This is a genomic window from Algoriella sp. (assembly GCF_036647415.1).
GTDB lineage: Bacteria > Bacteroidota > Bacteroidia > Flavobacteriales > Weeksellaceae > Empedobacter.
In genome coordinates this window covers 1-26,235 of sequence record NZ_JAVXKG010000009.1, presented here as the reverse complement: position 1 = coordinate 26,235, position 26,235 = coordinate 1, and the positions used below count along the sequence as shown (strand labels likewise).

Sequence of the window (26,235 nt, the reverse complement as noted above, 5' to 3'; positions counted from 1 at the left end):
AAATAACAAAAGGCAAACCGAGGTTTGCCTTTTAATTTATTGTAAATTTTGGTTAGGAATTGTATTCATTATTTTTGATTCAGAAAACGTTTTTATATAAAAAAAACGTTTTTTATCTACATAAAAAGATAACATGTCTGGATCATAGTTAATAATCATTCCGTTTACATTACTATATGATTTATCAGAATATTTATTAAAATTTTTCAATTGAGGTGTTATTGATATTTTATTACTAGAGAAAATTGAAATAGAATTATTTTTATAAGTATATCTTCCAAAATCCTTGGAATAATCTCCTACAGAAAAATACACATCCTTATTTATTGCTGTAATTGTTATTAAATAATAATTAGGCTCCCAAGGTACAATATCATATTTTAAAAGTATTTCGTTATTTTCTATATCATATTTTTCTAAATAATAATCTAACATATTGTTAATACTATTTTTACATTTTTCTTCTTTTATTGAAAAGCAATTAAAGAGAAATAACATTATAATAAAGGATATATATTTCATATTAATTTATTTTGCTTGTAATCCATTCCTCATTGGAGAAATAACCCCTTCTTTATTATAAAGAATAGTTTTAGGTCCTGTATGATAACCTGGAACATATATAAAATGATTGATGTTATAACCTGAATTTATTACATCCATATCTCCTCCTAAACCAGAAATCGCAGATCTGATTTTGTTTCATCCGTATAAACATTTAAACCAGATGGACTTATATCTCCAGCGGGATGACTATGACCAAATAAAGTTACATTCTTAGGGTATGATTGTTTTTATTATTGTTAAATTTTTTATAATGAATGTGTTGTGAGATAACAACACATCTGATACACTACCTTATTATAATATAATATTTATGCCCTTTTTTATAATTAATATTATCTAAAAGATTAGAATTTTTTATTTCTAAAGTATCATATTTTTTTATTTTAACAGAACTAAAGGGTAAATAATTCCCTGGTGAACCTCTTTCTCCAAATAACAAAAGACTATCATTTGGATTTAAGTTGTAGATTCCTTCCTCAAAATTATCTATTCCATTTATTTTTTTAGAATTAATTTTATTGTAGGAAATGCCTTGTTTTATTCCTATCCTTTTTTCTATTGATGGATAGGTTTGTAATTCAATTTTAGAATGAGTATTATTTATAATATAAACATTATATCCAGGATAACAGCTTATAATAGATAATAAAAAAATAAAATAAAATATTATTTTTTTCATAATAATTAGTGTTTAATTAAATCCTAAAGTACAATAAGTTACAATAAAATCAAATTATTCGTGTTTTCTTCGACCATTGTCCTCGCAAAGGTGCATTTTTCCACAAGTTCGTCGAAGAGTTCTCGAACAAAGGTCGAGCGATGGTCGAACAAGACTAAAATGAGCTGTTTTCCGAGATGAACTGAAACCTTTATAAACAAAGGCATGTAGAGGAGTTTATTTTTGCGAAAAGTAATTATTTACAAAAAAATGTAATGACAAATGTGGACAGAACTGGACAAAACTGGACAAATGTGGACATGTATGATTGAAATTGTAATTTGTCTTATTTAATTCATTATATTATAGATTTTAAGCTTAAAAATGTTCTTGATCAAAATAATGAATATTTGTTATGAATAAATTGCTAGAACTATAAAATAGAGACGTATTTTCCTTTGTAATGAACGATTATAATCAATTATTCAAGCAAATGTATCAGTAGAAAAAATAGAATTGATTATATTTGATAGTTTGAACTCACATGTTTAGGATACAATTATGAAAAAAATTATTTTAAGTTTAACTGTTTTTGCGTTGAGTGTTTGCTCTTTTGCGCAACAAATTACACTTGAAGGTATTTATGGTGGAAAATATAGAGAGAACTCTTTGTATGGTGTAAATTCTTTGAATGATGGCGAAAATTATACAATTTTAACCAAAGATGGTTTGGTAAAACGTTCGTACGAATCTACTTTGAAAAAAGGACAATCTGCTGATATTACATTGGTAAAAGGACAATTTGAAGGGTATGAATTTAGTGCTGATGAGCGTTATGTTTTATTACAAACAGAATCTAATCAAATTTATCGCCACTCGTTTACGGCAAAATTTGAAGTTTATGATACACAAACACAAACTAAAACATTGCTTTTTGACGGAAAAGGAATTCAAGAGCCTTTATTTTCTCCAGATGCGTCTAAAGTAGCTTTTGCTTTTGAAAATAATTTATACATTCAAGATCTTAAAACAAATAAAGTAACACAAGTTACAACTGACGGTAAGAAGAATAATATTATCAACGGTATTAACGATTGGGTTTATGAAGAGGAGTTCGGTTTTGTACGCAATTTTGATTGGAATGCTGACGGAACATCTTTAGCTTTTGTTCGTTTTGATGAATCTAAAGTAAAAGAAATTAATATTCCGATTTATTACAACAATCTTTATCCAAAAGAATTACGTTACAAATATCCAAAAGCTGGGCAAGACAATTCGGTTGTGACGCTTCATGTTTATGATACAAAGGCTAATTCTACAACAAAAGTTGATTTAGGAGGTGTACAAAATTATTACATTCCGAAAATTAAATTCTCTAATAAAGCGAATTTATTAACAGTTGCGACATCAAATCGTCATCAAAATAATGTAGATGTTTCGTTTTATGATTTATCAACAAAAAAAGTAAACAAATTATTTACAGAAACAAATAAATCGTGGATTGAAACGGATAATTTAACGGTAGAGTTTTTAGCAGATAATTCTTTCTTATGGACTTCGGAACGCGATGGAAACAATCATATTTATCATTATGCAGATAATGGAAAGTTGATTAACCAAGTAACAAAAGGAGATTGGGAAGTAACAAATTATTATGGATACAATCCTGCAAACAAGACACTTTATTATCAATCTAATGCAAATAACGGAAAACGTATTTCGACAGAAAGACAAATTTCTTCGGTTAGTTTAGATGGTAAGAAAACGACTATGTTGACAAAAAATAATGGAACAAATTCGGCTGCTTTCAGTAAGAATTTCACTTATTTTATCAATACTTTTTCTAATACAACAACACCAAAAACAATTAGTTTAGTTGATGCAAAAGCTGGAAAAGATTTGGGTGTGATTGTAGAAAACTCTCCTTTAAAAGATAAATTGAATGCAGATAACATTGGTACAAAAGAATTATTTGTATTGAAAACTGCTGCAGGAAATGAGTTGAACGCCTATGTTATCAAACCAAAGAATTTTGATCCAAATAAAAAATACCCAGTTTTGATGTATCAATATTCTGGTCCAGGATCTCAGAATGTAAATAATTCTTACTTCAATTCTAACGATTATTGGCACATGATGTTGGCACAAGAAGGTTACATTGTTTTTTGTGTTGACGGACGTGGAACGGGATACAAGGGAGAAGCTTTCAAGAAACAAACGTATTTACAATTAGGGAAATATGAAGTTGAAGATCAAATTGCAGCAGCAAAAGAAATCGGAAACTTACCTTATGTAGATAAATCTCGTATCGGAATTTGGGGTTGGTCTTACGGAGGTTTTATGGCGTCTAATGTTTTATTTAAAGGTGCAGATGTTTTCAAAGCTGCAATTGCAGTAGCTCCTGTAACCAATTGGCGTTATTATGATTCTGTTTATACAGAGCGTTTTATGCGTACTCCAGAAGAAAATGCAGCTGGTTACGACGACAATTCACCAATAAATTATGCAAAAGATTTAAAAGGAAATTTCTTGTTAATTCATGGTTCTGCGGACGATAATGTGCATCCACAAAACACATTTGAGTTGTCTGAAGCGTTGGTACAAGCGAACAAAGATTTCGACATGGCAATTTATACAGATAAAGATCACGGAATTTATGGTGGAGCCACTCGTGTTCAGCTTTACCGTAAAATGACGAACTTTATTAAGAAAAATCTATAACAAAAAAGACTGTTTTATTAGAATACGCCAACGATTTCGATTGTTGAGTATTCAATTTGACAAAAATCATACATTAAACAAAAAAAACCTCTGCATTGTCGGAGGTTTTTTTTATTTTCGTTGATTGCTAATAAAATCTAAATGATATATTAGCGTTTAGTTAAAGAAAATATGAGTAAAGAATTAACTTTAGAAGAAATTCAGAATTTTAAAGGAAAATATCCAAAACAAATTTGGAGCCTTTTCTTTTCTGAAATGTGGGAGAGATTTTGCTTCTACGGTATGCGTGGAATGTTGGTTTTCTTTATGATTGACCAATTAAAATTTGAAGAAGCTCAATCACAATTACAATATGCAGCAATACAAGCATTTGTTTACGCCTTCACATTCGTAGGAGGTTTATTTGCAGATAAAATTTTAGGATTCAGGAAATCATTATTTTGGGGTGGTTCTCTCATGATTTTAGGGAGTATTTTATTGGCCACAAATCCGCATGATTTATTTTTTGTAGGAATGTCATTTACTGTTGTAGGAACTGGTTTCTTTAAACCAAACATCTCTACAATGGTAGGAGAATTGTATAAAAAAGGTGACGAAAGAACCGATGCAGGTTTTTCATTATTTTATGCAGGAATCAATTTAGGTGCTTTTCTTGGAGGATATATTTGTATTGCGATTGGGAAAGGTCACATGCTAACAAGTATTATTGACGAGGCACATCGTTGGAATGTTGCTTTTGGTTTAGCGGCTTTTGTAATGTTAATCAGTTTGATTAATTTCTTTTTTACAGAAAAACATTTAGGACCAATTGGTTTACAACCACGCAAATTATCAGTAGATGGAAAATCTGAAAGAATGCCACTTTGGAAAGAAATCGCTGTATATGTTTGTACAATTTTATCTATTCCATTAATTATGATAATGGTTAAAAATACAGATTACACAGACTATTTTATGTACACTGTAGGACCATTAACATTGTTATATTTATTCTATGAGATGACAAAAGTAACATCTCAGGAACGTAAAAAATTATATGCTGCTTTAGTATTTATTATATTTTCTATCTTATTTTGGGGGATTTATGAGCAAGCAGGAGGATCTTTAAGTATTTATGCTGCAAAAAATTTAGACTCTAATTTATTAGGAATTAATTTAGATCCAAATGGTGTAAACAATTCTGGTGGAGCATTTTTTATTATCATCTTCGCACCATTATTAGGTTTATTATGGATTTGGCTAGCAAAAAAGAAAATACAACCAAATACAGTTATTAAATTCGGATTAGGATTTATCTTATTAGGATTAGGATATTACGCGCTTTTTGCAACAAAATTCTTTGCAAATGCAGAAGGTGTTACTTCACTTAACTTTTTCACAATTGCATTATTAATCATTACATTCGGAGAATTATGTTTGTCACCAATTGGTTTATCAATCATGACAAAATTATCGACAAAGAATTTACAAGGAATGATGATGGGTATGTGGTTCTTAGCATCTGCTTATGGGCAATATGTTGCAGGAATCATAGGTGCTAATATGTCAAACTCTACAGGAGATGGAGGAACTAATTTGGATAGATTATATGCTTATGCAGACGGTTACAAAGAAATTGCGCTTTATGCAGTAATTGCAGGTGTAATTTTAATTTTAATCTCTCCATTAGTGCGTAAATTAATGCAAGACGTAAAATAATTTTTAAGATATATATAACAAACAAACATGAGTTCAAAATCGGAAAATTTCTTTGATTCTAAAGTACTTGGACATCCATCAGGATTGTTCGTACTTTTCTTTACAGAGATGTGGGAGCGTTTTTCTTTCTACGGAATGCGCGTTTTATTAATTCAGTTTTTAACGGCTGCAGTTATTGGATTAAATCCAGGTTGGGAGTGGTCCATCGAAAAAGCAACTGCTTTGTATGGTACTTACGCAATGTTACTTTACATTACACCAATTTTTGGAGGAATTATAGCAGATAAATACATTGGTTATCGCTGGGCAGTTGTTGTCGGAGCAATTATCATGACTTTAGGTCACGCATTTATGGCTTTTGATACACCAATATTTTTATATTTAGGATTAGGATGTTTGGTAATAGGAACTGGTTTCTTTAAACCAAATATGACATCAATCTTATCAGAAATGTACAAAGATTTCCCTGAGAAAAAAGATGGTGCATACACAATTTTCTACATGGGAGTTAACGCTGGTGCATTCTTCGGAATGATGCTTTGTGGATTCTTAGCAGAAAAAGTAGGTTGGCATTGGGGATTCGGACTTGCCGGAATCTTTATGTTATTAGGAACATTACAATTCTGGTTAGCAAAACCATTATTTGGAAAAGTAGGAGAAGTTCCATCAAAATCAGGAAATCAAATTACTGCTGATGATGAAACACCAAAATACGAGCCAGGAGAAAAACCAAATCCATTTACAGTTTTAGATCAAATCTTAATTGTTTTAATGACAGTTTTAGGTTTAGCTTATGCATTCAATGATCCATTAAATGCAATTGGTGGAATTAACTTATTTCCATTCTCTATAGGAGGATTATCAGGACAAAATGTAGTGATTATTGTTGCTTTAATCTTGTTCTTATTTGTTGTAATTCGTCGTTTAGCAAATTATACAAAAGTGGTTCGTGATCGTATGATTGCTGTAATTATCTTCGCATTCTTCGTAATTTTCTTCTGGATGTCTTTCGAGCAAGGTGCTACATCGTTAGTAATCTTTGCACGTGATAATACCGAACGTAATTTGATTGGTGATGCTGCAATGGCATTCAATGTTTTCAATACATTATTAACAGTTGTTCCATTATTGTTCATCTCTTATGTATTGATTTTATTAGCAAAACAGACGTACAAAAAAGCATTATTATCTAACGTAGTTTTAGCGTTTACATTCTTAGGAATTTGGGCTGCTGCCGTTTGGATGTTAAACTATAACTGGTCTTCACACTCTTATGATGTTTCTTACCAAGCAATTGAAACGGCTAAATTAGACGATTCTGGTAAGCAAGTTATGAATGAAGAAGGTCAACCCGTTTTTGTTAAAACACCAGTTACAGCTTCTTATGTTGCAAACTCTACAGATAAAATTGTTACAGAAACAATTAATTTAGCTTCGCAAGACGCTTTAACAAAAGGAACTGATATTAACATTCACCAAGAAGGAGATAAATTTGTTTTAGTTTCACCAGAAAGTTTAGTAAAATTAGATGCTGAATATAAAAAAGAGAGTAAACCATCTGAAATAGTTCCTGCTAAAGTTGCAGAAATTAAAGATTCTCAAGTAGAAATTACAGTTTCTTGGTTCTCGACATTAAATTCTTTCTTTATCATTGCATTGGCATCATTAGTTTCTCGTGTTTGGGATTCTAAATACAATCCATCTGCAGCTGTAAAATATGGTTTAGGATTAATCATTATGGCAATCGGATTCGGATGTTTAGCTTTTGGTTCTTATGGAATCGCAGAAGGTGTACGTGTTTCTATCATTTGGTTAGTATTAGCTTATTTATTCCACACATTAGGAGAACTTTGTTTATCTCCAGTAGGTCTTTCTTACGTGTCGAAATTAGTTCCAGCTCGTATGATTGCATTTATGTTCGGAATGTGGTACCTTGCTATTGCAATTGGTAACAAATTGGCAGCTATTTTAGGTGGTCAAATCGAAAATATAACAAAAACATATTCGTTATCAACTTTCTTCTTAATCTTTACAATTGTACCAATTGTTGCAGGATTATTAGTAATGGCATTAAACCCAGTATTGAAGAAATTGATGCACGGAGTTAAATAAAAAATAAAACGCTATGAAATCTAGTTTAGCTATAGTTGTATTTATCTTTTCATCATTTCTTTTCGGACAAGAAATTAAATGGTTAACATTAGATGAAGCGACAAAAGAAATAAAAGCACATCCAGAAAAACCAGTATTGATTAATTTCTATACAACATGGTGTGGATTTTGTAAACGTCTTGACAAAGAAACTTTTACAGATGCGAAGGTTGCAGATTATGTAAACAAAAATTATATTGCTATAAAATTTGATGCCGAGACGAAAGAAATGGTAAAATTTAATGGAATTAATTACACTTACATTGCACCAGCTAAAGCAAACTATATAGCTTATGCGTTTACAAACGGACAACTAAGTTATCCAGCAACCGTTTTGATGGACGGAAAAGGAGCCGTAAACAAAGTTGTTTTAGGTTTTAGAGTGGCAAACGATTTTATACAAGACATCAAAATTTAATTGAGAAATAACCTCTTTCTGAGGTTTTCCATAACAAAGAATCAGAACTATATTTAGTTTCTAATTCTGTTACAATAGAAGGGTAGTTGCTGGTATCAGCAATTACCCTTTTTAATTGGTTATTTTTTTCATAATCATATCGTTTAGAATTATGAATTAAGGCATAAAAAGGAACATTAGAATCATCTTTATCCAAAAGAAGTTTGAATGTCTTCGTTTCGATAGAAGTTGCATGTTTAATAAACTGAGTATGTTTAAAACTTGATTGATACGAGTAAAAATCAACTTCTCTAATTCTGTTATGTATTTTATAAGGTTTCAACGTATAAGTATAGGTTTTTTCATCAATTGGTTTTTCGCTAAAAATGGCTAGATTTCGAGCATTTCTAATACCGATAATACTATTTTTATATTGATTGAAAACGATTAATTCATTGCTAGTATTAAGTTGATAAATCTGTAAAAACCTTCCCGATTCTATCAAAATTACACAACCAATTATTGTAGCTAAAGCTATTCTAGATTTATTAAGAATAAGAGGTCTCAGAAAATAAATAATTACTCCTAATAAAACAGCCGTAAATAGACTGATGTAAATATCTTTTGCGACAAATTTGAAACTCGCTAACCAATAAATATACTGGTTTGAGTAATAAATAAATTGGTTAAAAATCCATACATAATAAGTTATTTTAAGATCAAAAATGACTAAAATAATACTGATAATTCCACCACAAATCATCAAAAAAGAAGCAGGAATTAAGATTAAATTTCCAAATAAAAATAATCCTGAAAATTGATTGAAATAATAAACAGAAATAGGTAAAGTTCCTATCTGAGCTGAAATACTTGTTTCTGTCATTACCTTTATTTTCCGAATAAAGTTATTTTTTACTTTCCAGAAATTTTCAAAAATAGGATTGAGCCAAACGATAAAAAATACCGCTGAAAAACTTAATTGAAAACCAACATCAAATAAATAATTTGGCTGAAATACAAGAATAATGAATGCTGAAAGTGATAACGTGTGATAAATATTTTTTGGACGATTGAGTAATTCGCTCACATAATAAATCGTAATCATCAAAGCAGAACGAAAAACAGGAGGTTGTAATTCGACATAAAAAGCGAAGATCCAAATAAAAATTAGACTACTAATTATTCTAATTTTTCGACCATTTTTTAGTCTTAATAATGGCTGAAAAGTTGTTTGTAAAATCAAGAAAATCATCATCACATGAAGACCAGAAATCGACAAAATATGTACAACTCCAGTTGCAATATAACCTTGATTCAACTCATTTGTAAGCTCTGTTCTATCGCCCAAAAGCATCGAAGAAATAATGGCTCTACTTTCTACAGTATAACCTTGTTGTTTTAACTTATTTCGAACAGTTTCTTTTGATTTTGCAGTCCAATTATAAAATCCTTTTCCATCTTTATGTTTAGAAATAACATTTTCGGCAAATAATTGTGCGTAAATTCTTTTTCGTGCTAAAAATTTTTTATAATCAAACTGATATGGATTTAAAATACCTTGAATTTCCGTTGATTTTGAATAAACAATGATTTCATCATTTGGATAATATTTTTGATTTTGATGCTTTAGATGTAAAATTAGTTGTTGATTAGTTCCTAAATCTTTTACAATATAATTCTGATATTTTTCTGTTTCATTACCTTGATTAACGATTTCTAAAAAGAATATTTTTGATGTAGGTATGATCTTTTTACCTCGCTCTTGATTATAATTTTGATGAATATAGATGCCTAAAATTATCGAAATACCTAAGTATGCGTAGATATTTTGCCTATTATTATTTTTTAACACACTTATAAAAAGTAAGGCGGCTATCAGAAAAAATATAATTTGTAAATTTGTAGCAGGAATTAATAATTCAGAAATGATTATTCCAATTGAGAAACAAATTGTTAGTGTAAAAAAGAGATACTTTTTCATACCTATAATTTAAACTAAAATTTGCAAATACTGAGTTTTAAACATTTGTAAATGAAATAATTAAAAAAGAATTTCAAAAAATGAATAAGATTCTAACGATAGTTGTGTTATTTCTAGCACAATTTGGGATGGCTCAAATCGATGTAAAATTATCGATTACAAATATTAAGAAGATGAAAGGAAATTTAGCAATAGAATTTTATCGAAATGTAGAAAATTATACAAAAGGGCAAAATGCATTCAAAAAACTGTATGTTCCGATAGAGAATATTGACAAATACGAAACAGTTTTTAAGAATATAGAACCTACTTTTTATGCTGTAAAAGTGTATTTAGATGTAAATAATAACAAGCAATTGGACAAAAGTTTTTTGGGTGTTCGTAAAGAGCCTTATGGGTTTTCTACAAACGCAGATCCAATTCTAAGAGAACCAACTTTTGAAGAGGCAAAAGTAGAAATGACAGAAGAAAATAATACAATTGGAATAAAATTGAATAACAATAAAGGCGAAGAATAATTCGTCATTATTGTTTAAAATTTTATTGAAAAGCCAAGATTAGCTCCTAATAAAGATGGATTTTTGGTATTTACATTATTTAAGGGATTTATCATATAACGATAATTTGGTTCAAAATTAAGACTCGTCTTATTCGAAATCATATACTCCAATTTCAAACCTGCATTTGCGCTGTAACTTGTGTTGTTTAGGTTTGTAGCTTTTCCTATCTTAAAATCTAAACCAGATGTAGAAGAATTGATAGAAATCGTGTTTTTAGTAACCATGTAATAGCTTCCACCAGCAGTTGCCAATAAGTTGAATTTATTAAAATTTAGTAACCTATATTCAAGCTCCAAAGGAACTTCTATGTACTGTATTTTTTGCTCCATTTTATTTGCTTCTGTAGTAACAGTCATCATTGTTTGGGAATTAGTAGCAGAAGAATTTACACGAATATTACTATTATAATTAATATTATTTGTGTTTTGAGGAGACATATTTTCGGCAGTAGATAACGCTATAATTACAGTATTTAATCCTGTATTTACATGATTGGTTTGTTGTTCTAAATTAATTTTAGAAACACCAGATCGAAGGTTTAATTTATCATTTATTTTGATAGAAATCTTTGCACCATAAGCCATTGTTACAGCATTTTTTATATCATTTTCATTAAACTCATCAGACAAAATAGATTTAGAATCTAATAAAACAGATGGATTTACAAAAGAAGAAACTGCAAATCTTGGAACTATTTGTTTGATGTCTATTTTATTTTCTGATTTCTTATTTTGCTCTGCAATAACCAATTCAAGGTCATTTTCTTTCGAGATATTTTCCTCTTTTTTTGTAATCACTTCATTTTTTATATAATTATGAAATGATTTTTCAACAGTTTTTTCAGTAAATTCAGACGGCTTTTTAACGATGAAAACATCCGAAAAAATATCATCATTTGATAATAAGTGATCATTTTTAAGATTTAATTTTTCTAAATATTTTGATTGAGATTTTTGATTGTTTTTTCTTTCAAATACAAAATGCTTCACAGTATTTATACTAGAATTTTCAATACTATTATTTGGTTTAATTTTATTATCAATCGATTTTATTGGCTTTAAATCTTTTTCAGAATTTGAATCAGTTTCTTGTTGATTTTTGTTTTTTGAATGTACACTTTCAGTTATTTTACTTGAATTATTTATTGTTTTATTTGGATTAAAATAATAAACACTAACTCCTAAAACTAGACAGGCAGCAGTAGAACCAATCCAATAAAAAATAGGAATGATTCGTTTCTTTTTTTCCTTTTTATCTAATTTTTCTTCAATATTTTTCCATGCATCCAAAGGAGGAGTTTGAGGTTGCGATAAATTATCTTTAATATATTGATCAAACTTTTTCATCTGCGATAGGTTTTAAAAGGATAAGTTTTTGTTTTAATAGATTTTTTGCTCTAGAGAGATTTGATTTGGATGTTCCGACTGAAATTTGGAGCAATTCTGCAATTTCTTGATGCGAATATTCTTCAAAAATGTAGAGGTTAAAAACTTGCCTATATTGTGGTGGAAGATGTTGTACAGTTTCTAATATTTGTTGATAATTATAACCTTGTGGTAATTCATCAGATTCATTATCAATAGCTAATTGTAGGTGGTTTTCGTAATCGTCAAATGATATCGTATTCTTTTTCTTTATTTTTTCTAAAGACAAATTAATCATAATTCGTTTCATCCATCCTTCAAAAGAACCCTGAAATTTAAATTGATCTATTTTATTAAAAATAATAACAAAACCCTCTTGAAAAGTATCTTGAGCGTCTTCGTAATTTTCTGCATAACGAAGACATATCGAGAATAAAATAGAAGAAAACTGAAGATAAATTTCTTCTTGAGCTTTTCTATTTTTTTCCTGACAACTTTTAATTACTTTTTCAAGAGAGTCATTCAAAACTTATTTGGACTATTATTTTTCTTTGATATCTAAAACGATAGAATCGTATTTTGGAGCTGTACTACCTTCTTTATTACCTATCCAGAATTTTAATGTGTACTTACCAGCTTCCTTAGGTGTAAATTTTAATGTTTTTGTTTCCTGAACAATTCCTTCTGTACAACTTGTATTACTTGATTGTTTTCCATAAACACCAATATTATGTTTAAAAGTGGTACTACCTTGTAACAAACTAAATTGAATAAAATCTTGACAAGAATTAGTTTTTTGATAAGTTACATGTACATTTGTTGCTTGATTTACAGGCATTATAGAGTCCTGATTTACTTCAATCTTAGTTGTAGGAAAAAAACCAAAAGTAGAGTAGTCATTATTATCATCATTATTTAAACAGCTTGTTGTAGCTAATCCTAAAAAGCCAACTAAAGCTAAAGTACTTAATTTTTTTACTAATTTCATTGTGTGTATTTTATAATAAGAGTTCCTTTTTGTAAATGGTTGCGTTATAATTAAAATTTTAACATTTAGCTGAATTAAAAAATCCTTTTAAGCAAATGTTAAAAGGATTTCTTCTGTTAGAAAAGTTAGTTAACTTTTAAGTTAAGTTAACCTTGTATCGAAATTACCTAATAATATTTTGGCACTCTCTTTTACTAAGAGATAGATTTTTAGAAAAGGTTGCGTCAGATTGCAAATTATTTTTCTAAATCGTTCACAATCATATTCGCAGTTCGCTCCGAAGCGCCAATTCCACCAAGTTTATTATACAATTCGTTATAATCTTTCAAAATTTGATCACGTTTTGGTGTATTCAGAATTAAATTTAATTCATGTTTAATATTCTCGTATGTTAATTCGTATTGTATTAATTCTTTCACAACTTCTTTGTCCATAATCAAATTGACAAGAGAAATGAATCGAATGTTTTTTATAATTCGTTTTCCAATTTCGTACGAAATTGCATTTCCTTTGTAACAAACTACTTCCGGAACTTTCAACAAAGCCGTTTCTAAAGTCGCTGTACCAGAGGTTACCAAAGCAGAATGTGAAACACGTAATAAATCGTAAGTTTTATTCTCAATAATTTTTAACTCGTTTCCTGCAATTTTTTTATAATTTTCAATTGGCTGAGAAGGCGCGCCTGCAACTACAAATTGATAATCAGGAAAATCTTTCTCGACAGAAAGCATTAGTGGTAATTTTACTTTAATTTCTTGCGTTCGGCTTCCTGGTAAAATGGCAATAATTGGTCTTTCATCCAAATTATTATCTTTTCTAAATTTTGCTTCGTCTATTTCTGGAAGATGATTAAGAGAATCTAACAATGGATTTCCGACAAAATCTACTTTATAATCGTAGCGTTGATAAAATTCTTCTTCAAATGGAAGAATCACAAACATTTTATCAACAACTTTTTTTATTTTATGAACTCTACCCGTTTTCCATGCCCAAATTTGTGGCGAAATATAGTAGTAAACTTTTATACCAAGTTTTTTTACAAATTCGGCAATTCGTAAATTAAAACCAGGATAATCAACCAAAATAACAGCATCTGGTTTATAAGCTTCAATGTCTTTTTTTGCAACAGAAATATTACCAAGAATGGTGCGTAAATTCATCAAAACTTCTGCAAAACCCATAAAAGCTAATTCGCGATAATGTTTTACCAACGTTCCGCCTTGCGCTTGCATTAAATCGCCGCCCCAAAAACGAAATTCAGCTTTTGGATCTTTCTTTTTTAATTCTTTCATTAAGTTCGAAGCGTGTAAATCGCCCGAAGCTTCACCTGCAATGATATAATATTTCAATGGAAATAGTTTTTCTTCACACAAAGATAGGAGAAATCTATAAGCGTAACAGATTCCACTAATTTTTTATTGCGTAATTTTACTATTTCAAAATAGAATGATAATGTCAGACGAAATAGTAAATAAAATTGCCAATAGTGGCTTAGTTACAATTGATTTGCAGGATTATTATCCAGATGGAGAGCGTGTGGTTTTTGATTTGAAGAATTGGTTGTACGAAGAATTAATTTTGAAAGAAAAAGATTTCAGAGAAAATCTAAAAGCACATGATTGGTCACAATATCAAGATAAATATGTTGCAATAACGTGTACAGCAGATGCAATTGTGCCTTCGTGGGCATATTTGTTGGTTACGACGTATTTGTCATCTGTTGCAAAACGAATTGTACATGGAGATTTGAAGGATTTGGATATGATTTTATATACAGAAATCGTAGATCATTTGCCGTATGATGAGTATGTCGATGGAAAAATTATAGTGAAAGGTTGTTCGCATAAACCTGTACCAGATTCGGCTTATATACAATTAATAGAGCGTTTACAGCCTATTGTTAGTTCGTTGATGTTTGGAGAGGCGTGTAGCACAGTGCCTTTATATAAAAAGAAGAAATAAAAAAATCGCTCAGTGAGCGATTTTTTTATGATGTTTATTTTGATTAATTCAAATTCATTCTTTGCATTCCACCATCTCTTGGACGATTTCCCGTATCACCTTTATTTGTAGATTTTCCGCCAAATTGATTTAAGTTGAATGTCAACGAAAACATTACAAATTGCGATAAAATATTATTTCGCATATCAACTGTAGAATCTGTATTAATAGTTCTTGTGAAACTATTATTCTGATTCAATAAATCATAGACTTTTACGCCAGCTTCTAACTTATCATTAAAAAATCGGTACATTAAACTTGTATTCCATAAGAAGAAATCATGTTTAAAACCTGCTGCCATAGCAGAATTGTAATTGTAACTTAAATCATTTGTCCACGTTAAATTTTTTGGAAAAGTAGTAATTGTTTTCAATCCAAAATTGTGTGTTATATTGTTTTGATTATCAATTGTATAATTTTTATATTTAGAATTTGAGAAGTTTAGTCGATATGATGGTGAAATTGTTAAATAATCGCCGTAATCCCAATTCAAACGAATATTTGGCACTAAATTAGTACTAAATTGTTCATATTTTTCTCCATCACGAAAACCTTGTGTTAAGCCATAATTGGCTGAAATACCAATGTTTAATCTGAATTTATTTACACCCTTTTGATATTGTTTATTAAAAGAAAAATTTCCAGATAATCTATAATTTCCTTTTATATTTTCGTAAGTAGTTGTTCGTTTATAGCTTATATAATCCATATCTGTAAAATTCACAATACTCGATTCGTTGTACGTATAGCTAAGAAAAGTATTAAAACCTTGTCGTGTTTTACGGTCAAAATTGCTAAACATCAAATTAATATTATGCGCCTTATTAGGATCAAGATCAGGATTACCTTTGTAAACATCTAACGGATCAGTTTCGTCTAAAATTGGTAAAACTTGTGATGAAGAAGCCAAACTTGTTTGATAATTATATTGCAACGAAAGCGAATTATTTCCACTTTGATAACGAATATTTCCTTCTAAATTAGGTAATGTTTTATTTTGAATAGAGTTATAATCTGTCGATTTGAAAATTCCGAAATTGTCTTGATTATAAATATTAGCACCAACTTTTACCGCTGCAGATAATTTTGATTTGTTCAATAAAAACTGAGCATAAGGATTAATTTGATTCTGTTTTGTCGAATAAAATCGTGTCAAATTATTGTTAATTTGATCATATTCACCAGTAATTTCATTATAATTCCATGTTCTGTTATTTGTTTCGTTATCAGAAAAATCATAAGCTGTACCAATTGCTATTTTTGTAGAATCTGCGATTGGATACGTATATTTTACATCAAAATTGTACGAATTGTTTTTAGAAATATTGTTTTCGTTGATGTTTCTATAAATGTCCGGAATAGTATCGTTTGTATATAAAGTCGTGGAATTTATGCGTGAATTTCGATCTGTTTTACCAATTGAAATGGTTGAATTTAAATCGAAATATGAATTATTTTTAAATTTCTGATTAAGAGATAAGGTTGAATTAAATGTATTCGAAATTGATTTTCCATTTGAAGTTTGATTCATTTCATTTCTCAAATCACCTAAATCCGAAAATGTTTTGCTTGCCGTTTGTGCCAAACTTGTGGAAGATGAATTGTTAAACGATGGATAGAAATATATTTTTGTATTGTTTTTCGTCCATTCCAAATTTGTTCCAAAATTATGACCATACGTTTCATTTTTTGTATTAGAATTTGCATCTGACGTATAAATATTTTTGGGTGTAAAATTCTCAATGTGTTTATATTGTTCATTTTTAGAAAAAGAATGATTTAATCGATAATCTGCACCAATTTTTAAATTATCATTTAATTGATCGTTATAATTCAATCCAATCGAAGTGTTAGTCGTAATACCGTCCGAATTTCGACGTCCCATACCACCACGACCACGCGATCCTTCGCCACTTACCATGCCCGAAGCAGCAATATCCGTAGAAGAACCAATCAAACTTATTTTCTTTTTACCTTTAAAATAATTAACCATCAAATTCGCTTCATAATGATTATCAGTTCCATAACCACCAGTCGTTTTCAGCATATAACCTTGCTTTTTATCTTCTTTTAAAGTAATATTCAAAGAAGATTTATCTGATTTTGATTTTTCTCCAGAAAATTTTTCATTCTTTGTTTTGAAGTCAGAAACTTGTATTTTTTTGATAATATCTGCAGGTAAATTTTCTATCGCAACTTTACCATCCGTCCCAAAAAATGGTTCTCCATCAATCAAAATTTCATTAATCTGTTTTCCATTTACTGTAATTGCACCATTGTCATCCATCTCAAAACCTGGTAATTCACGCAATAAAGCTTCCAGATTTGCATTTGGTTTCACTTTGTAAGAATCGGCATTAAATTCTACCGTATCTTGTTTCACAATCATTGGTTCTGCGTTGGTTACAATAACTTCTCGTAAATCGTAAACCATCGGATTGATGACAACTGTTCCTAAATCTGAATTATTTTTTAGTGAATCAAAACTTTTCTTGAAAATACCTTCTAAAGCATCATCTACAATTAAATATATTGGTTGATTTTGAATAGAAAGTTCTATTTTGAATGCTCCATTTTCATCTGTTGTCGTTGTTGCAATTTTAGTAGAATCGGCTTTGTTACCAATAATAACTTCGGCATCTGCTAACGGAAAATTTAATGCATCTGTAGCTTTACCTGTTATTGTAATTTTTTCTTGTCCAAAAGCGAGAAGCGTAAGACAACTAAAAAATAAGGCAAGAAAGTATTTTGACATATTTAGAATAAATTTTACTATTTATTAGACATCAAAATCAGTGCAAAGTTTAATTATAAATTAAAGTTTTTTCCAACTATTTGTAGAAATCTTGGTTGTATCTATTGATGAAGAAGTTATAAATAGTGGCGTAATTTGCATAATGCGTTTTACTTGTAATGATTTTGATTTATTTTCTTCACAAATAATTTCGACTAATTTGATTGTTTCCGAAGTAGATGATTTTGATTGATAAAGTGTTTTTTTATTTATTTTTTCAATTTTCCAATCTGCACAATCGTTCATACTATAATATTCAAACGTAAATAGAGGAATTAAACCAACAATAATTCCCAAAACAAATTTCATTACATTAGAAAAACTCCAGCCTTCATTTTTTTTGATAGAAAGTAAAAACAAAACGTAAATACTAACTGCGGCTAAAAAGGTTAATATTTTTGGAAATAGTTGAGAAACTTCATAATTTGAGAATTCTAAACTAATAAAATCACCTATCAGAAAGTATCCAATAAACCATAAAATAAAAATAATACAGCTTGTTGTAATAATATATCGTAAGGTTTTATTCATCTCGTTTTTAGGTTTGTGTGGTATAAATATAAAAATATTCCTGTCAATAGACAGGAATATTTGTACTAAAATAGACTTATTTAGATGATTTTAATAAATTTTGTAAGATTTCACAGGCACTTTCAGCCAAATTGGTTCCAGGACCAAAGATTGCATCAGCACCATTTTGATATAAATAATCATAATCTTGACGAGGAATAACGCCGCCAACAACAATATAAACATCATCGCGACCTAAGTCTTTCAATTGTTTTACAACTTCTGGTACCAAGGTTTTGTGACCAGCCGCTAAAGAAGAAATTCCTAAAATATGAACATCATTTTCTATCGCTTGTTTTGCAACTTCGGCTGGCGTTTGGAACAATGGTGAAATATCTACATCAAATCCCATATCAGCAAAGGATGTTGCGACTACCTTCGCACCACGATCGTGACCATCTTGTCCCATTTTGGCAACCATAATACGTGGACGACGTCCGTCTTGTTCAGCAAATTCGTCTGCCAATTTGCGTGCTTCTTCAAACTTATCCATTTTTCCTGCTCCCATTGCGTAAATACCTTGTATTCCTCTTGTTATAGCTTTGTGTCGACCAAAAATAGTTTCTAAAGCATCAGAAATTTCGCCTAAAGTTACTCTACGACGAGCAGCTTCTATAGATAATTCTAATAAATTACCTTTGCCTGTTTCTGCGGCTTTTGTTAATTGTGCTAAAATATCTTTCACAGCCTCGTTATCACGATCTGCTTTGATTTGATTTAGACGATCAATTTGCTTTTGACGAACTGTTGTATTATCAATATCTAAAATATCAAATTCTTGTTGCTCTAATTTAGATCGATAAGCATTTACACCAACGATTGCAACTTCTCCAGAATCAATATTTGCTTGTTTTTTTGCAGCAGCTTCTTCAATACGCATTTTCGGAATTCCAGCTTCTATAGCCTGTGTCATTCCGCCTAATTCTCGTACTTCTTGAATATATTCCCACGCTTGATTTGCCATTTCATTTGTCAAAGATTCAATCATAAAACTTCCTCCAAAAGGATCTGCCGTTCTACAAATTTGAGTTTCTTCTTGTAAAATAATTTGTGTATTTCGTGCAATTCGTGCAGAAAAATCTGTTGGTAAAGCAATTGCTTCATCCAATGCATTGGTGTGCAAAGATTGCGTTCCTCCAAGTGCAGCAGCCAAAGCTTCTATCGCTGTACGTCCAATATTGTTATAAGGTTCTTGCTCTGTTAAACTCCAACCAGAAGTCTGGCAGTGCGTTCTTAGCATTAATGATTTTTTATTTTGAGGCTCAAATTCTTGCATCAATTTTGCCCAAAGCATACGAGCAGCTCTCATTTTTGCAATTTCTTGAGGGAAATTCATTCCAATTGCCCAGAAAAATGATAAACGAGGAGCAAAATCATCTACTTTCAATCCTGCTTCCAAACCTGTTTTTACATATTCGTAACCATCTGCTAATGTGTAAGCCATTTCCAAAACTGGTGTTGCACCAGCTTCTTGCATGTGGTAACCAGAGATAGAAATTGAATTGAAACGAGGAATTTTTTGAGAAGTATATTCAAAAATATCCGCAATAATTTTCATAGAAGGAGTAGGCGGATAAATGTATGTATTACGTACCATAAATTCCTTCAAAATATCATTCTGAATTGTCCCAGAAAGTTGATCTTGTGTTACGCCTTGTTCTTCCGCAGCAACAATATAAAATGCCAAAATAGGAAGAACTGCTCCGTTCATAGTCATCGAAACTGAGATTTTATCTAATGGAATTTCATTGAATAAAATCTTCATATCCTCAACAGAATCTATTGCAACACCAGCTTTACCAACATCTCCTACAACACGCTCGTGATCTGAATCGTAACCACGATGCGTAGCCAAATCAAAAGCAACAGAAAGTCCTTTTTGCCCTGCAGCTAAATTACGTTTGTAAAAAGCATTTGATTCTTCAGCAGTCGAAAAACCTGCATATTGACGAATTGTCCAAGGTTGACGAACATACATTGTTGTATAAGGTCCGCGTAAATAAGGCGCAATTCCAGGTAAAAAATCAATTTGCTTTAAATCTTTTACATCATCATAATTGTAATCACTTTTTACGTGTAAACTATCTAATTCAAATGATTCTGTATGTGTTGGTTTAGAAGTAAGATTTCGTTTAAATCTTACATTCGAAAAATCTGTGCTGTGATTCATAGTGCTAAGATAAATAATAATCAGTTAGATTATATAAAATAACATTTTTTTGATTTGACTTTTTAGAGTCGTTTATTAAGAAATTATTCTAAATAAAGTAATGTTGTGATTTTTGGTTAAATTATTGATTTGATTTTGATAATCAGTATAATAACGAACCGAAAAAACATGCGATTATGAAATTAGAATTTAGTAAAAAATCAATTTCTGATATTTTAGCAGAATTTGAAGATAAAAAAACGTTTGATTGGCAGAAAGAAATTTTTTCTTTTTTAAGAAAACATGATGAAAGCTCATCTGCTATTAAATTTCATTATGCTTTAAAAGACAATGTTTATACATCTGTTTTTAACAGAGAGTTTGTAAGCGATACTTTTAAGTCTTTAAATGATTACTTAGGCTTAAAAAAAGGTGATACTGCCTTATTAAGTTCTTCGGTATTAGAAAACGAAGGAGAAATTGTTATTTTACAGGCAATAGAAGGAGGATTGGATTTGTATTGTAATGAAGATTCTGATGAGATAAAAATTCCGTACACAGGAGAAAATCAAGATAAAATTGGGTTTGCGATTGATTATGCTTACGTTACAAAAGTACAAGCAGAAAACTCGATGGATAATTTGATTAGAATAAATAAAGTTGCAATAGAGGTTGATAGTTTAAATAATGATTTATCAAAACAGTTAAATCAAATTGACAAAACGTTATTTTATAAGGTTTATACAGCAAATGGATATCCTGTTGCAATAAAAAAGAACAATGATGTAGAATTTTCTGTTTTAGATAAAATTGATATTTCTGAAGATGATAAAGGAAGTTTGATTTTGGATTCACCTTACGAAGAAGAATCATTAAATACACACCGACAAGTTGTAATTATAAGTGATGATAAATTCAGATTTTTATCTAAAAATGAATGCCGATTAGGTGCTAATGGAGAGATTGTGAATTTAGAACAAGTAGAGGAAAAATTAAAACCATACATCGATTTGAATTACGTTGTTATTGATTTTCCTAAGAAGGATACAGGAGAAGGTGTCATTACGTTAGTTATAGAAAGTAGATTTTCTGCTGAAATTAATATTCCAAATAATGAATTAGAAGAAAGAGAAGTTCCTCAACAAACTTTTTATATCGGAGAATTTCCTAAAAGTCAAGATAAATCTGCAATTCGAGCAGAATTAAAACAGTTATTAAAAGAATCAAACAAAAAAGGCTAAAAACCAATAATGGGATACTTATTTTATTAAGTATCCCATTATTGATTTTAAATTGTAAAAATCGATTAATACTGAATATCAATTAATGATTTTAAAGGAATTAAAACTCCATTTTTTATTTGTAAATATTTTTCTGTTACAGACCAAACTGTCGTTTCAATCTTCTTAGGACCTTGATCTGTTTGAAAAGTAATATATGCTTTTGATTTGAATTCGTTTCCTAAACGTACAGCACCATTCAATTTACTTACCTCTACTGTTACTTCGTCTTTGGGCGCGTCTAAAAATTTATAGTTAAATATTTCTTCTTTTTCAATTAACTCTGCTTTCATCATTTTTTTAAATTTTGGATTATTTAATTTTCCATAACACAATATGAAATTAGTCATATTTTTTAATAAACAATAAATTTTTTACTATTTTTTTTAATGTAAACACACCTATTCAAAACACAGACCAAATCAGCTTTTTGAAGAATAAATATTTTAAAATTCATGTTTCATAAAATCTAACAAAATAATAACTCAATCATTTTCTAAGAAATCACTAAATTTGCACAATGTCAGACGAAAAGATATTTAAATCCGGTTTTGTAAACATCATAGGAAATCCAAATGTTGGAAAATCTACTTTGATGAATATAATGATGAAAGAACGTTTAGTAATTGCAACTCACAAGGCGCAAACCACACGTCATCGTATCAAAGGAATTTTGACGGGAGAAGATTATCAAATTGTTTTTTCGGATACGCCAGGTGTTTTAGACCCAGCTTACGAATTGCAAAGTAAAATGATGGATGCTGTAAAAGAATCGTTGGTAGATGCTGATGTGATTCTTTATGTGGTAGAAATTGGAGAAAAAAGTTTGAAGAATGAAGAAGTTTTTGCTCGCTTACAAAAAACGTCTACACCAATTATTTTACTACTAAATAAGATAGATACTGCTACACCAGAAAGATTGAATGATGCTGTAGAGTATTGGCATGAACTTTTACCAAATGCCGAAATTTTACCAATTTCAGCAAAAGAAAATGTAAATGTAGATTTATTAGTTAATAAAATAAAAGCTATAATACCAGAAGGTCCACAATATTATCCAGATGATCAATTAACAGATCGTTCGGAGCGTTTTATTGTAAACGAAGTTATTCGCGAAAAGATTTTATTAAATTATCAAAAAGAGATTCCATACTCGGTTGAGGTAGTAACAGAGCGTTTTAAAGAAGATTTACATCTAATCTCAATAGAAGCAGAAATTTATGTAGAGCGTGATTCTCAAAAAGGAATTATCATAGGACATAAAGGTGAATCTTTATCAAAAGTAGGAAAGGAAGCAAGAGAAGAATTAGAGAAATTTTTTGATAAAAAAGTGTTTTTAAAACTCTTTGTAAAAGTCCGTAAAGACTGGCGAAGTAAAGAAAATGATTTACGTCGTTTTGGTTATTAAAAATGATTGAAAAAATAGTAAAGCGTTGAGAAATCAACGCTTTTTTTGTGTTTTTAACTGAAAGAATAATTGTAAATTTGAACAGATATAAATCTTTATAATCAAATAATTATGACTAAAATATTATTCCCAACAGATTTTTCAGATACTGCAAATAATGCCTTTTTGTATGCATTAAATCTTGCGAAAGTTTTAAATGCTGAAATCCGATTAATTTCTGTTCAATCTAGTGTTAAAAATTATCTTGATGTAACAGAAGATGATTTCGAAAGCTATATAAATCAATTAAAAGATGTTGCCATAAAAAATGGTTTAGAAGATATAAATATCGAAAGTTCATTGGTTGTTGGAGATTTATTGATGATGATTTTAGATATTGTAAACAAACAAGATATTAAATATATCGTAATGGGAACCAATGGACAAAATAGTTTAGGTAAAAAGTTTTTTGGCTCTAATACGTTAAATGTTCTTAACAATGCAACTGTTCCGGTATTGATTGTACCTCATAAAGTAAAGTTCAAAAAAGAAAGAAATTTTGCCTTTGCAACATTGTTCAACGAATCAGAAAATAAAGCATTAGCAGAAATGGATGAGGTTGTAAATCGTTACAACAAAAAATTAAAATTAGTACACGTAGAAAATAAAGTTATCACAACAGAAATGCTTCGTGTAAAAGGCGAATGGGAAGAAAAATATCCAAAAGCTAAAATACAAATTGTAAATGATGATGATGTAGAAGGTGGATTATTTAGCTACTGTGCATCAAATAAAATTGATGTTTTAGGAGTTGTTCACCGAAAATTATCTTCTTTCGAACGTTTATTTACAATTAACCATAGCAAACGTTTATTATCAAATGCAAGCGTTGCTTTATTGGTTTTTCAAGAATCAAAATAAGTAGAAATAATAGAGAGAAGCGGTGAAATTCATCGCTTTTTTTGATTGGCTAAATTTTTGCTCTTTTTTTTAAAAATTAACGAATATGACCGAAGAACAAAAGAAAAATAATCTAAAAAAACACAAAGCGATTGCCACAGGACTATTTGTAGCAATGATGATTGTCTATTTTTTGATGGTTTATTTGGCTCAACATTCCGATGCAAAATGGATTGGTTATGTAGAAGCTTTTGCTGAAGCAGCTATGGTTGGCGCGCTTGCCGATTGGTTTGCCGTTACCGCTTTGTTCCGTTATCCGTTGGGAATTAAAATTCCGCACACAAATTTAATAGAAAACAGTAAAAATGCAATTGGTGATAATCTGGGACAATTTGTAACCGATAATTTTTTGACGCCCAAAACAATTCGTCCTTATATAGAAAAGCTAGAAGTTGTAAAATTTGCTGCCGATTGGCTAAATAAAGCATCTAATCAAAAAAGTTTACAAGAGGAATTAATTAACTTCTCGAAAAAGGTTGTGAATGACTTAGATGATAAAGATGTTGTTGATTTTATTTCGTTGAAAGGTGACGAAATTTTAAAACAATTTGATTTGCCAGAACTTGTTTCATCTAGTTTAGAATATATTTTAGAAAAGGAGAAACATGATGAAATTTTGGAAGCGATCATTCCAAAAGCGAAAGAATATATTTTGCAAAGCGACTTAATTATCAAAGATAAATTGAATGAAAAACATCCAGTAATTTCTTTTTTTGCGGGTAAAAAAATCTCGAAAGGAGTCGTAGAAGGTGTGATTAGTTTTTTAGATGAAATAGAAGAAGATCGTGAGCATCCGGTTCGTCAAAATATAGAACAACTTATTCGAGATAATATTTTGAATATAAAAGAATCACCAGAATGGAGAGCTAAGTTAGAAAGTTTGCGTGATGATTTTATTACGCCCGAGCGTTTTCATGATTATGCTTTTGATTTATGGACTGCGATTCGAGAAAATTTAACCGAAAGTTTTGACGATCAAAATTCAGCGTTACAAATTTATATTCAGAAAAATATACAAAAACTTGCCGAAAACTTAACGGATAATCAAGAAATGATTGATAAAATTAACGGTTGGGTTCGTCATTTTATTTACCGAATGATTTTACGAAATGTAGGCGAAGTAGAAGATTTGATTAGTAAAACTGTTGGCGATTGGGAAGGAAAACAATTAAGCGAAAAGTTGGAATTAGAAGTCGGTAAAGATTTACAATTTATACGTATCAACGGAACTTTGGTAGGAGGTTTAGTCGGTTTAATCATTTATGTGATTACACAATTTGTGTTTCATTAATAAAAATTAAAAAAGTGCGAGATTTATCTCGCACTTTTTTAATCAACAATAATCCTATTATTTTACTGTGGTAAGCTTTTCATCAGCTTTCCAAATTCTATATTCTAGCGTGAAACCTTTTGGTACATAAACTACAATTGGTAATTTGCTATTATAGCGTGCTTGTAAACTTTTTGCATGAACTGTTTTTTCAACCGTTTTGTTGTTCATACATCCCATCAAAGTACCTGCTACATTACCATTCGATTCGAATTGATAAAAATTATATCCCCAGCCATCAACTGTTTTTTCTTCGAAATTACCAGCTAAAAAGAAATTGTTACACGTGTCAACTGCTGTTTTTTTACCAACAAATAATTCTACACTATAATTATCTTCGTTTGGTAATGTTTTTAAAGTAATTACTTTTTGTTCATATCCAGTTTTTGCTTTCGGATACATAGAGTAGTCTATTTTACTTTTTTGAGCAAATGATAATGTTGTTAAGATCAATGCTACAATGCTAAATAATTTTGTCATTACTATACCTTTTTAAAATTTGTTTTCTATAACTAAGATGTTTATAAAGGTAAAAAGGTTGTGTGATAAAGTGTTAAATATTTGTAAAATTATTTGAAATAAAATTTACAAATTCTATAAAATAAAAAAGACAATCAAATGATTGTCTTTTTTGCTCCTCCTCTTGGGCTCGAACCAAGGACCCTCTGATTAACAGTCA

General features: G+C 29.8%; 22 protein-coding genes. 10 read left to right on the top strand and 12 right to left on the bottom strand.

Annotated features, from left to right (window positions below):
* Positions 1 to 36: 36 nt before the first annotated feature.
* Positions 37 to 435, bottom strand: a complete 399-nt coding sequence (locus RSC72_RS05540) for a hypothetical protein (protein WP_332543620.1) — start codon at positions 433 to 435, stop codon at positions 37 to 39.
* 418 nt (positions 436 to 853) lie between these two features.
* Positions 854 to 1,246 carry a hypothetical protein gene (locus RSC72_RS05535; RefSeq protein WP_332543621.1) on the bottom strand — a complete coding sequence of 131 codons (393 nt, stop codon included), beginning with the start codon at positions 1,244 to 1,246 and terminating at the stop codon, positions 854 to 856.
* Between the two features lie 540 nt (positions 1,247 to 1,786).
* Between RSC72_RS05535 and RSC72_RS05530 the strand changes: the two genes are divergently transcribed.
* The 4 genes from RSC72_RS05530 (at position 1,787) to RSC72_RS05515 (ending at position 8,213) form a co-directional block, all read left to right on the top strand.
* A complete protein-coding gene (locus RSC72_RS05530; RefSeq protein WP_332543622.1) occupies positions 1,787 to 3,946 on the top strand; it encodes a S9 family peptidase in 2,160 nt (719 codons plus the stop codon).
* Between the two features lie 171 nt (positions 3,947 to 4,117).
* On the top strand, positions 4,118 to 5,644 hold the full coding sequence (locus RSC72_RS05525) for a peptide MFS transporter (protein ID WP_332543623.1): 1,527 nt from the start codon (positions 4,118 to 4,120) through the stop codon (positions 5,642 to 5,644).
* A 27-nt stretch (positions 5,645 to 5,671) separates the two neighbouring features.
* Entirely contained in the window at positions 5,672 to 7,756 is a 2,085-nt protein-coding gene (locus tag RSC72_RS05520) for a peptide MFS transporter (RefSeq protein WP_332543624.1), read from the top strand.
* 13 nt (positions 7,757 to 7,769) lie between these two features.
* Entirely contained in the window at positions 7,770 to 8,213 is a 444-nt protein-coding gene (locus RSC72_RS05515; protein WP_332543625.1) for a thioredoxin family protein, read from the top strand.
* On the opposite strand, the gene RSC72_RS05510 is transcribed toward RSC72_RS05515, so the two are convergent.
* Positions 8,203 to 10,173: a ComEC/Rec2 family competence protein gene (locus tag RSC72_RS05510; protein WP_332543626.1), complete on the bottom strand. Its 1,971-nt coding sequence runs from the start codon at positions 10,171 to 10,173 to the stop codon at positions 8,203 to 8,205. The genes RSC72_RS05515 and RSC72_RS05510 overlap by 11 nt on opposite strands.
* An 80-nt stretch (positions 10,174 to 10,253) precedes the next feature.
* On the opposite strand from RSC72_RS05510, the gene RSC72_RS05505 reads away from it, so the two are divergent.
* The gene (locus tag RSC72_RS05505) at positions 10,254 to 10,691 is read left to right on the top strand and encodes a DUF2141 domain-containing protein (RefSeq protein WP_332543627.1); all 438 of its coding nucleotides are present in this window, start codon (positions 10,254 to 10,256) and stop codon (positions 10,689 to 10,691) included.
* 14 nt (positions 10,692 to 10,705) lie between these two features.
* Here RSC72_RS05505 and RSC72_RS05500 read toward each other — a convergent pair whose 3' ends face one another.
* The 4 genes from RSC72_RS05500 to lpxB all read right to left on the bottom strand — a co-directional run bounded on the left by RSC72_RS05500 (position 10,706) and on the right by lpxB (position 14,434).
* Entirely contained in the window at positions 10,706 to 12,079 is a 1,374-nt protein-coding gene (locus RSC72_RS05500; protein WP_332543628.1) for a hypothetical protein, read from the bottom strand.
* Complete coding sequence (locus RSC72_RS05495) at positions 12,066 to 12,623, bottom strand: RNA polymerase sigma factor (RefSeq protein WP_332543629.1); 558 nt, start codon at positions 12,621 to 12,623, stop codon at positions 12,066 to 12,068. The genes RSC72_RS05500 and RSC72_RS05495 overlap by 14 nt, the downstream gene beginning before the upstream one ends.
* A gap of 15 nt (positions 12,624 to 12,638) precedes the next feature.
* Positions 12,639 to 13,085 carry a hypothetical protein gene (locus tag RSC72_RS05490; protein WP_332543630.1) on the bottom strand — a complete coding sequence of 149 codons (447 nt, stop codon included), beginning with the start codon at positions 13,083 to 13,085 and terminating at the stop codon, positions 12,639 to 12,641.
* 236 nt (positions 13,086 to 13,321) lie between these two features.
* Complete coding sequence (gene lpxB, locus RSC72_RS05485) at positions 13,322 to 14,434, bottom strand: lipid-A-disaccharide synthase (protein WP_332543631.1); 1,113 nt, start codon at positions 14,432 to 14,434, stop codon at positions 13,322 to 13,324.
* A gap of 103 nt (positions 14,435 to 14,537) precedes the next feature.
* Here lpxB and RSC72_RS05480 point away from each other — a divergent pair, with 103 nt between their 5' ends.
* Positions 14,538 to 15,047 (top strand): DUF2480 family protein, encoded by a 510-nt coding sequence (locus RSC72_RS05480; protein ID WP_332543632.1) that lies wholly within the window; start codon positions 14,538 to 14,540, stop codon positions 15,045 to 15,047.
* 43 nt (positions 15,048 to 15,090) lie between these two features.
* Here RSC72_RS05480 and RSC72_RS05475 read toward each other — a convergent pair whose 3' ends face one another.
* The 3 genes from RSC72_RS05475 to scpA all read right to left on the bottom strand — a co-directional run bounded on the left by RSC72_RS05475 (position 15,091) and on the right by scpA (position 20,620).
* A complete protein-coding gene (locus RSC72_RS05475) occupies positions 15,091 to 17,841 on the bottom strand; it encodes a TonB-dependent receptor (RefSeq protein ID WP_332543633.1) in 2,751 nt (916 codons plus the stop codon).
* Positions 17,842 to 17,901: 60 nt separating this feature from the next.
* Positions 17,902 to 18,411, bottom strand: coding sequence for a hypothetical protein (locus tag RSC72_RS05470; RefSeq protein ID WP_332543634.1), 510 nt, complete (start codon positions 18,409 to 18,411; stop codon positions 17,902 to 17,904).
* Between the two features lie 76 nt (positions 18,412 to 18,487).
* The gene (gene scpA / locus RSC72_RS05465; protein ID WP_332543635.1) at positions 18,488 to 20,620 is read right to left on the bottom strand and encodes a methylmalonyl-CoA mutase; all 2,133 of its coding nucleotides are present in this window, start codon (positions 20,618 to 20,620) and stop codon (positions 18,488 to 18,490) included.
* A 176-nt stretch (positions 20,621 to 20,796) separates the two neighbouring features.
* On the opposite strand from scpA, the gene RSC72_RS05460 reads away from it, so the two are divergent.
* Complete coding sequence (locus RSC72_RS05460) at positions 20,797 to 21,840, top strand: hypothetical protein (protein ID WP_332543636.1); 1,044 nt, start codon at positions 20,797 to 20,799, stop codon at positions 21,838 to 21,840.
* 65 nt (positions 21,841 to 21,905) lie between these two features.
* On the opposite strand, the gene RSC72_RS05455 is transcribed toward RSC72_RS05460, so the two are convergent.
* A complete protein-coding gene (locus tag RSC72_RS05455) occupies positions 21,906 to 22,175 on the bottom strand; it encodes a hypothetical protein (protein WP_332543637.1) in 270 nt (89 codons plus the stop codon).
* 224 nt (positions 22,176 to 22,399) lie between these two features.
* Here RSC72_RS05455 and era point away from each other — a divergent pair, with 224 nt between their 5' ends.
* From era to RSC72_RS05440, 3 genes are all read left to right on the top strand, one after another.
* Positions 22,400 to 23,287 carry a GTPase Era gene (era, locus tag RSC72_RS05450; RefSeq protein WP_332543638.1) on the top strand — a complete coding sequence of 296 codons (888 nt, stop codon included), beginning with the start codon at positions 22,400 to 22,402 and terminating at the stop codon, positions 23,285 to 23,287.
* Between the two features lie 111 nt (positions 23,288 to 23,398).
* Entirely contained in the window at positions 23,399 to 24,187 is a 789-nt protein-coding gene (locus RSC72_RS05445; RefSeq protein WP_332543639.1) for a universal stress protein, read from the top strand.
* Positions 24,188 to 24,272: 85 nt separating this feature from the next.
* Positions 24,273 to 25,517, top strand: a complete 1,245-nt coding sequence (locus RSC72_RS05440; RefSeq protein ID WP_332543640.1) for a DUF445 domain-containing protein — start codon at positions 24,273 to 24,275, stop codon at positions 25,515 to 25,517.
* A gap of 57 nt (positions 25,518 to 25,574) precedes the next feature.
* Here the strand turns inward: RSC72_RS05440 and RSC72_RS05435 are convergent, their stop codons facing one another.
* Complete coding sequence (locus tag RSC72_RS05435) at positions 25,575 to 26,036, bottom strand: ecotin family protein (protein WP_332543641.1); 462 nt, start codon at positions 26,034 to 26,036, stop codon at positions 25,575 to 25,577.
* Positions 26,037 to 26,235: the final 199 nt, after the last annotated feature.

Excerpts from the sequence above, each read along its gene's own strand:
- RSC72_RS05540 (WP_332543620.1), bottom strand. The coding sequence starts at position 435 with ATGTTAGATTATTATTTAGAAAAATATGATATAGAAAATAACGAAATA.
- RSC72_RS05535 (WP_332543621.1), bottom strand. The coding sequence starts at position 1,246 with ATGAAAAAAATAATATTTTATTTTATTTTTTTATTATCTATTATAAGC.
- RSC72_RS05530 (WP_332543622.1), top strand. The coding sequence starts at position 1,787 with ATGAAAAAAATTATTTTAAGTTTAACTGTTTTTGCGTTGAGTGTTTGC.
- RSC72_RS05525 (WP_332543623.1), top strand. The coding sequence starts at position 4,118 with ATGAGTAAAGAATTAACTTTAGAAGAAATTCAGAATTTTAAAGGAAAA.
- RSC72_RS05520 (WP_332543624.1), top strand. The coding sequence starts at position 5,672 with ATGAGTTCAAAATCGGAAAATTTCTTTGATTCTAAAGTACTTGGACAT.
- RSC72_RS05515 (WP_332543625.1), top strand. The coding sequence starts at position 7,770 with ATGAAATCTAGTTTAGCTATAGTTGTATTTATCTTTTCATCATTTCTT.
- RSC72_RS05510 (WP_332543626.1), bottom strand. The coding sequence starts at position 10,173 with ATGAAAAAGTATCTCTTTTTTACACTAACAATTTGTTTCTCAATTGGA.
- RSC72_RS05505 (WP_332543627.1), top strand. The coding sequence starts at position 10,254 with ATGAATAAGATTCTAACGATAGTTGTGTTATTTCTAGCACAATTTGGG.
- RSC72_RS05500 (WP_332543628.1), bottom strand. The coding sequence starts at position 12,079 with ATGAAAAAGTTTGATCAATATATTAAAGATAATTTATCGCAACCTCAA.
- RSC72_RS05490 (WP_332543630.1), bottom strand. The coding sequence starts at position 13,085 with ATGAAATTAGTAAAAAAATTAAGTACTTTAGCTTTAGTTGGCTTTTTA.
- RSC72_RS05480 (WP_332543632.1), top strand. The coding sequence starts at position 14,538 with ATGTCAGACGAAATAGTAAATAAAATTGCCAATAGTGGCTTAGTTACA.
- RSC72_RS05475 (WP_332543633.1), bottom strand. The coding sequence starts at position 17,841 with ATGTCAAAATACTTTCTTGCCTTATTTTTTAGTTGTCTTACGCTTCTC.
- RSC72_RS05470 (WP_332543634.1), bottom strand. The coding sequence starts at position 18,411 with ATGAATAAAACCTTACGATATATTATTACAACAAGCTGTATTATTTTT.
- scpA (WP_332543635.1), bottom strand. The coding sequence starts at position 20,620 with ATGAATCACAGCACAGATTTTTCGAATGTAAGATTTAAACGAAATCTT.
- RSC72_RS05460 (WP_332543636.1), top strand. The coding sequence starts at position 20,797 with ATGAAATTAGAATTTAGTAAAAAATCAATTTCTGATATTTTAGCAGAA.
- RSC72_RS05455 (WP_332543637.1), bottom strand. The coding sequence starts at position 22,175 with ATGATGAAAGCAGAGTTAATTGAAAAAGAAGAAATATTTAACTATAAA.
- era (WP_332543638.1), top strand. The coding sequence starts at position 22,400 with ATGTCAGACGAAAAGATATTTAAATCCGGTTTTGTAAACATCATAGGA.
- RSC72_RS05445 (WP_332543639.1), top strand. The coding sequence starts at position 23,399 with ATGACTAAAATATTATTCCCAACAGATTTTTCAGATACTGCAAATAAT.
- RSC72_RS05440 (WP_332543640.1), top strand. The coding sequence starts at position 24,273 with ATGACCGAAGAACAAAAGAAAAATAATCTAAAAAAACACAAAGCGATT.
- RSC72_RS05435 (WP_332543641.1), bottom strand. The coding sequence starts at position 26,036 with ATGACAAAATTATTTAGCATTGTAGCATTGATCTTAACAACATTATCA.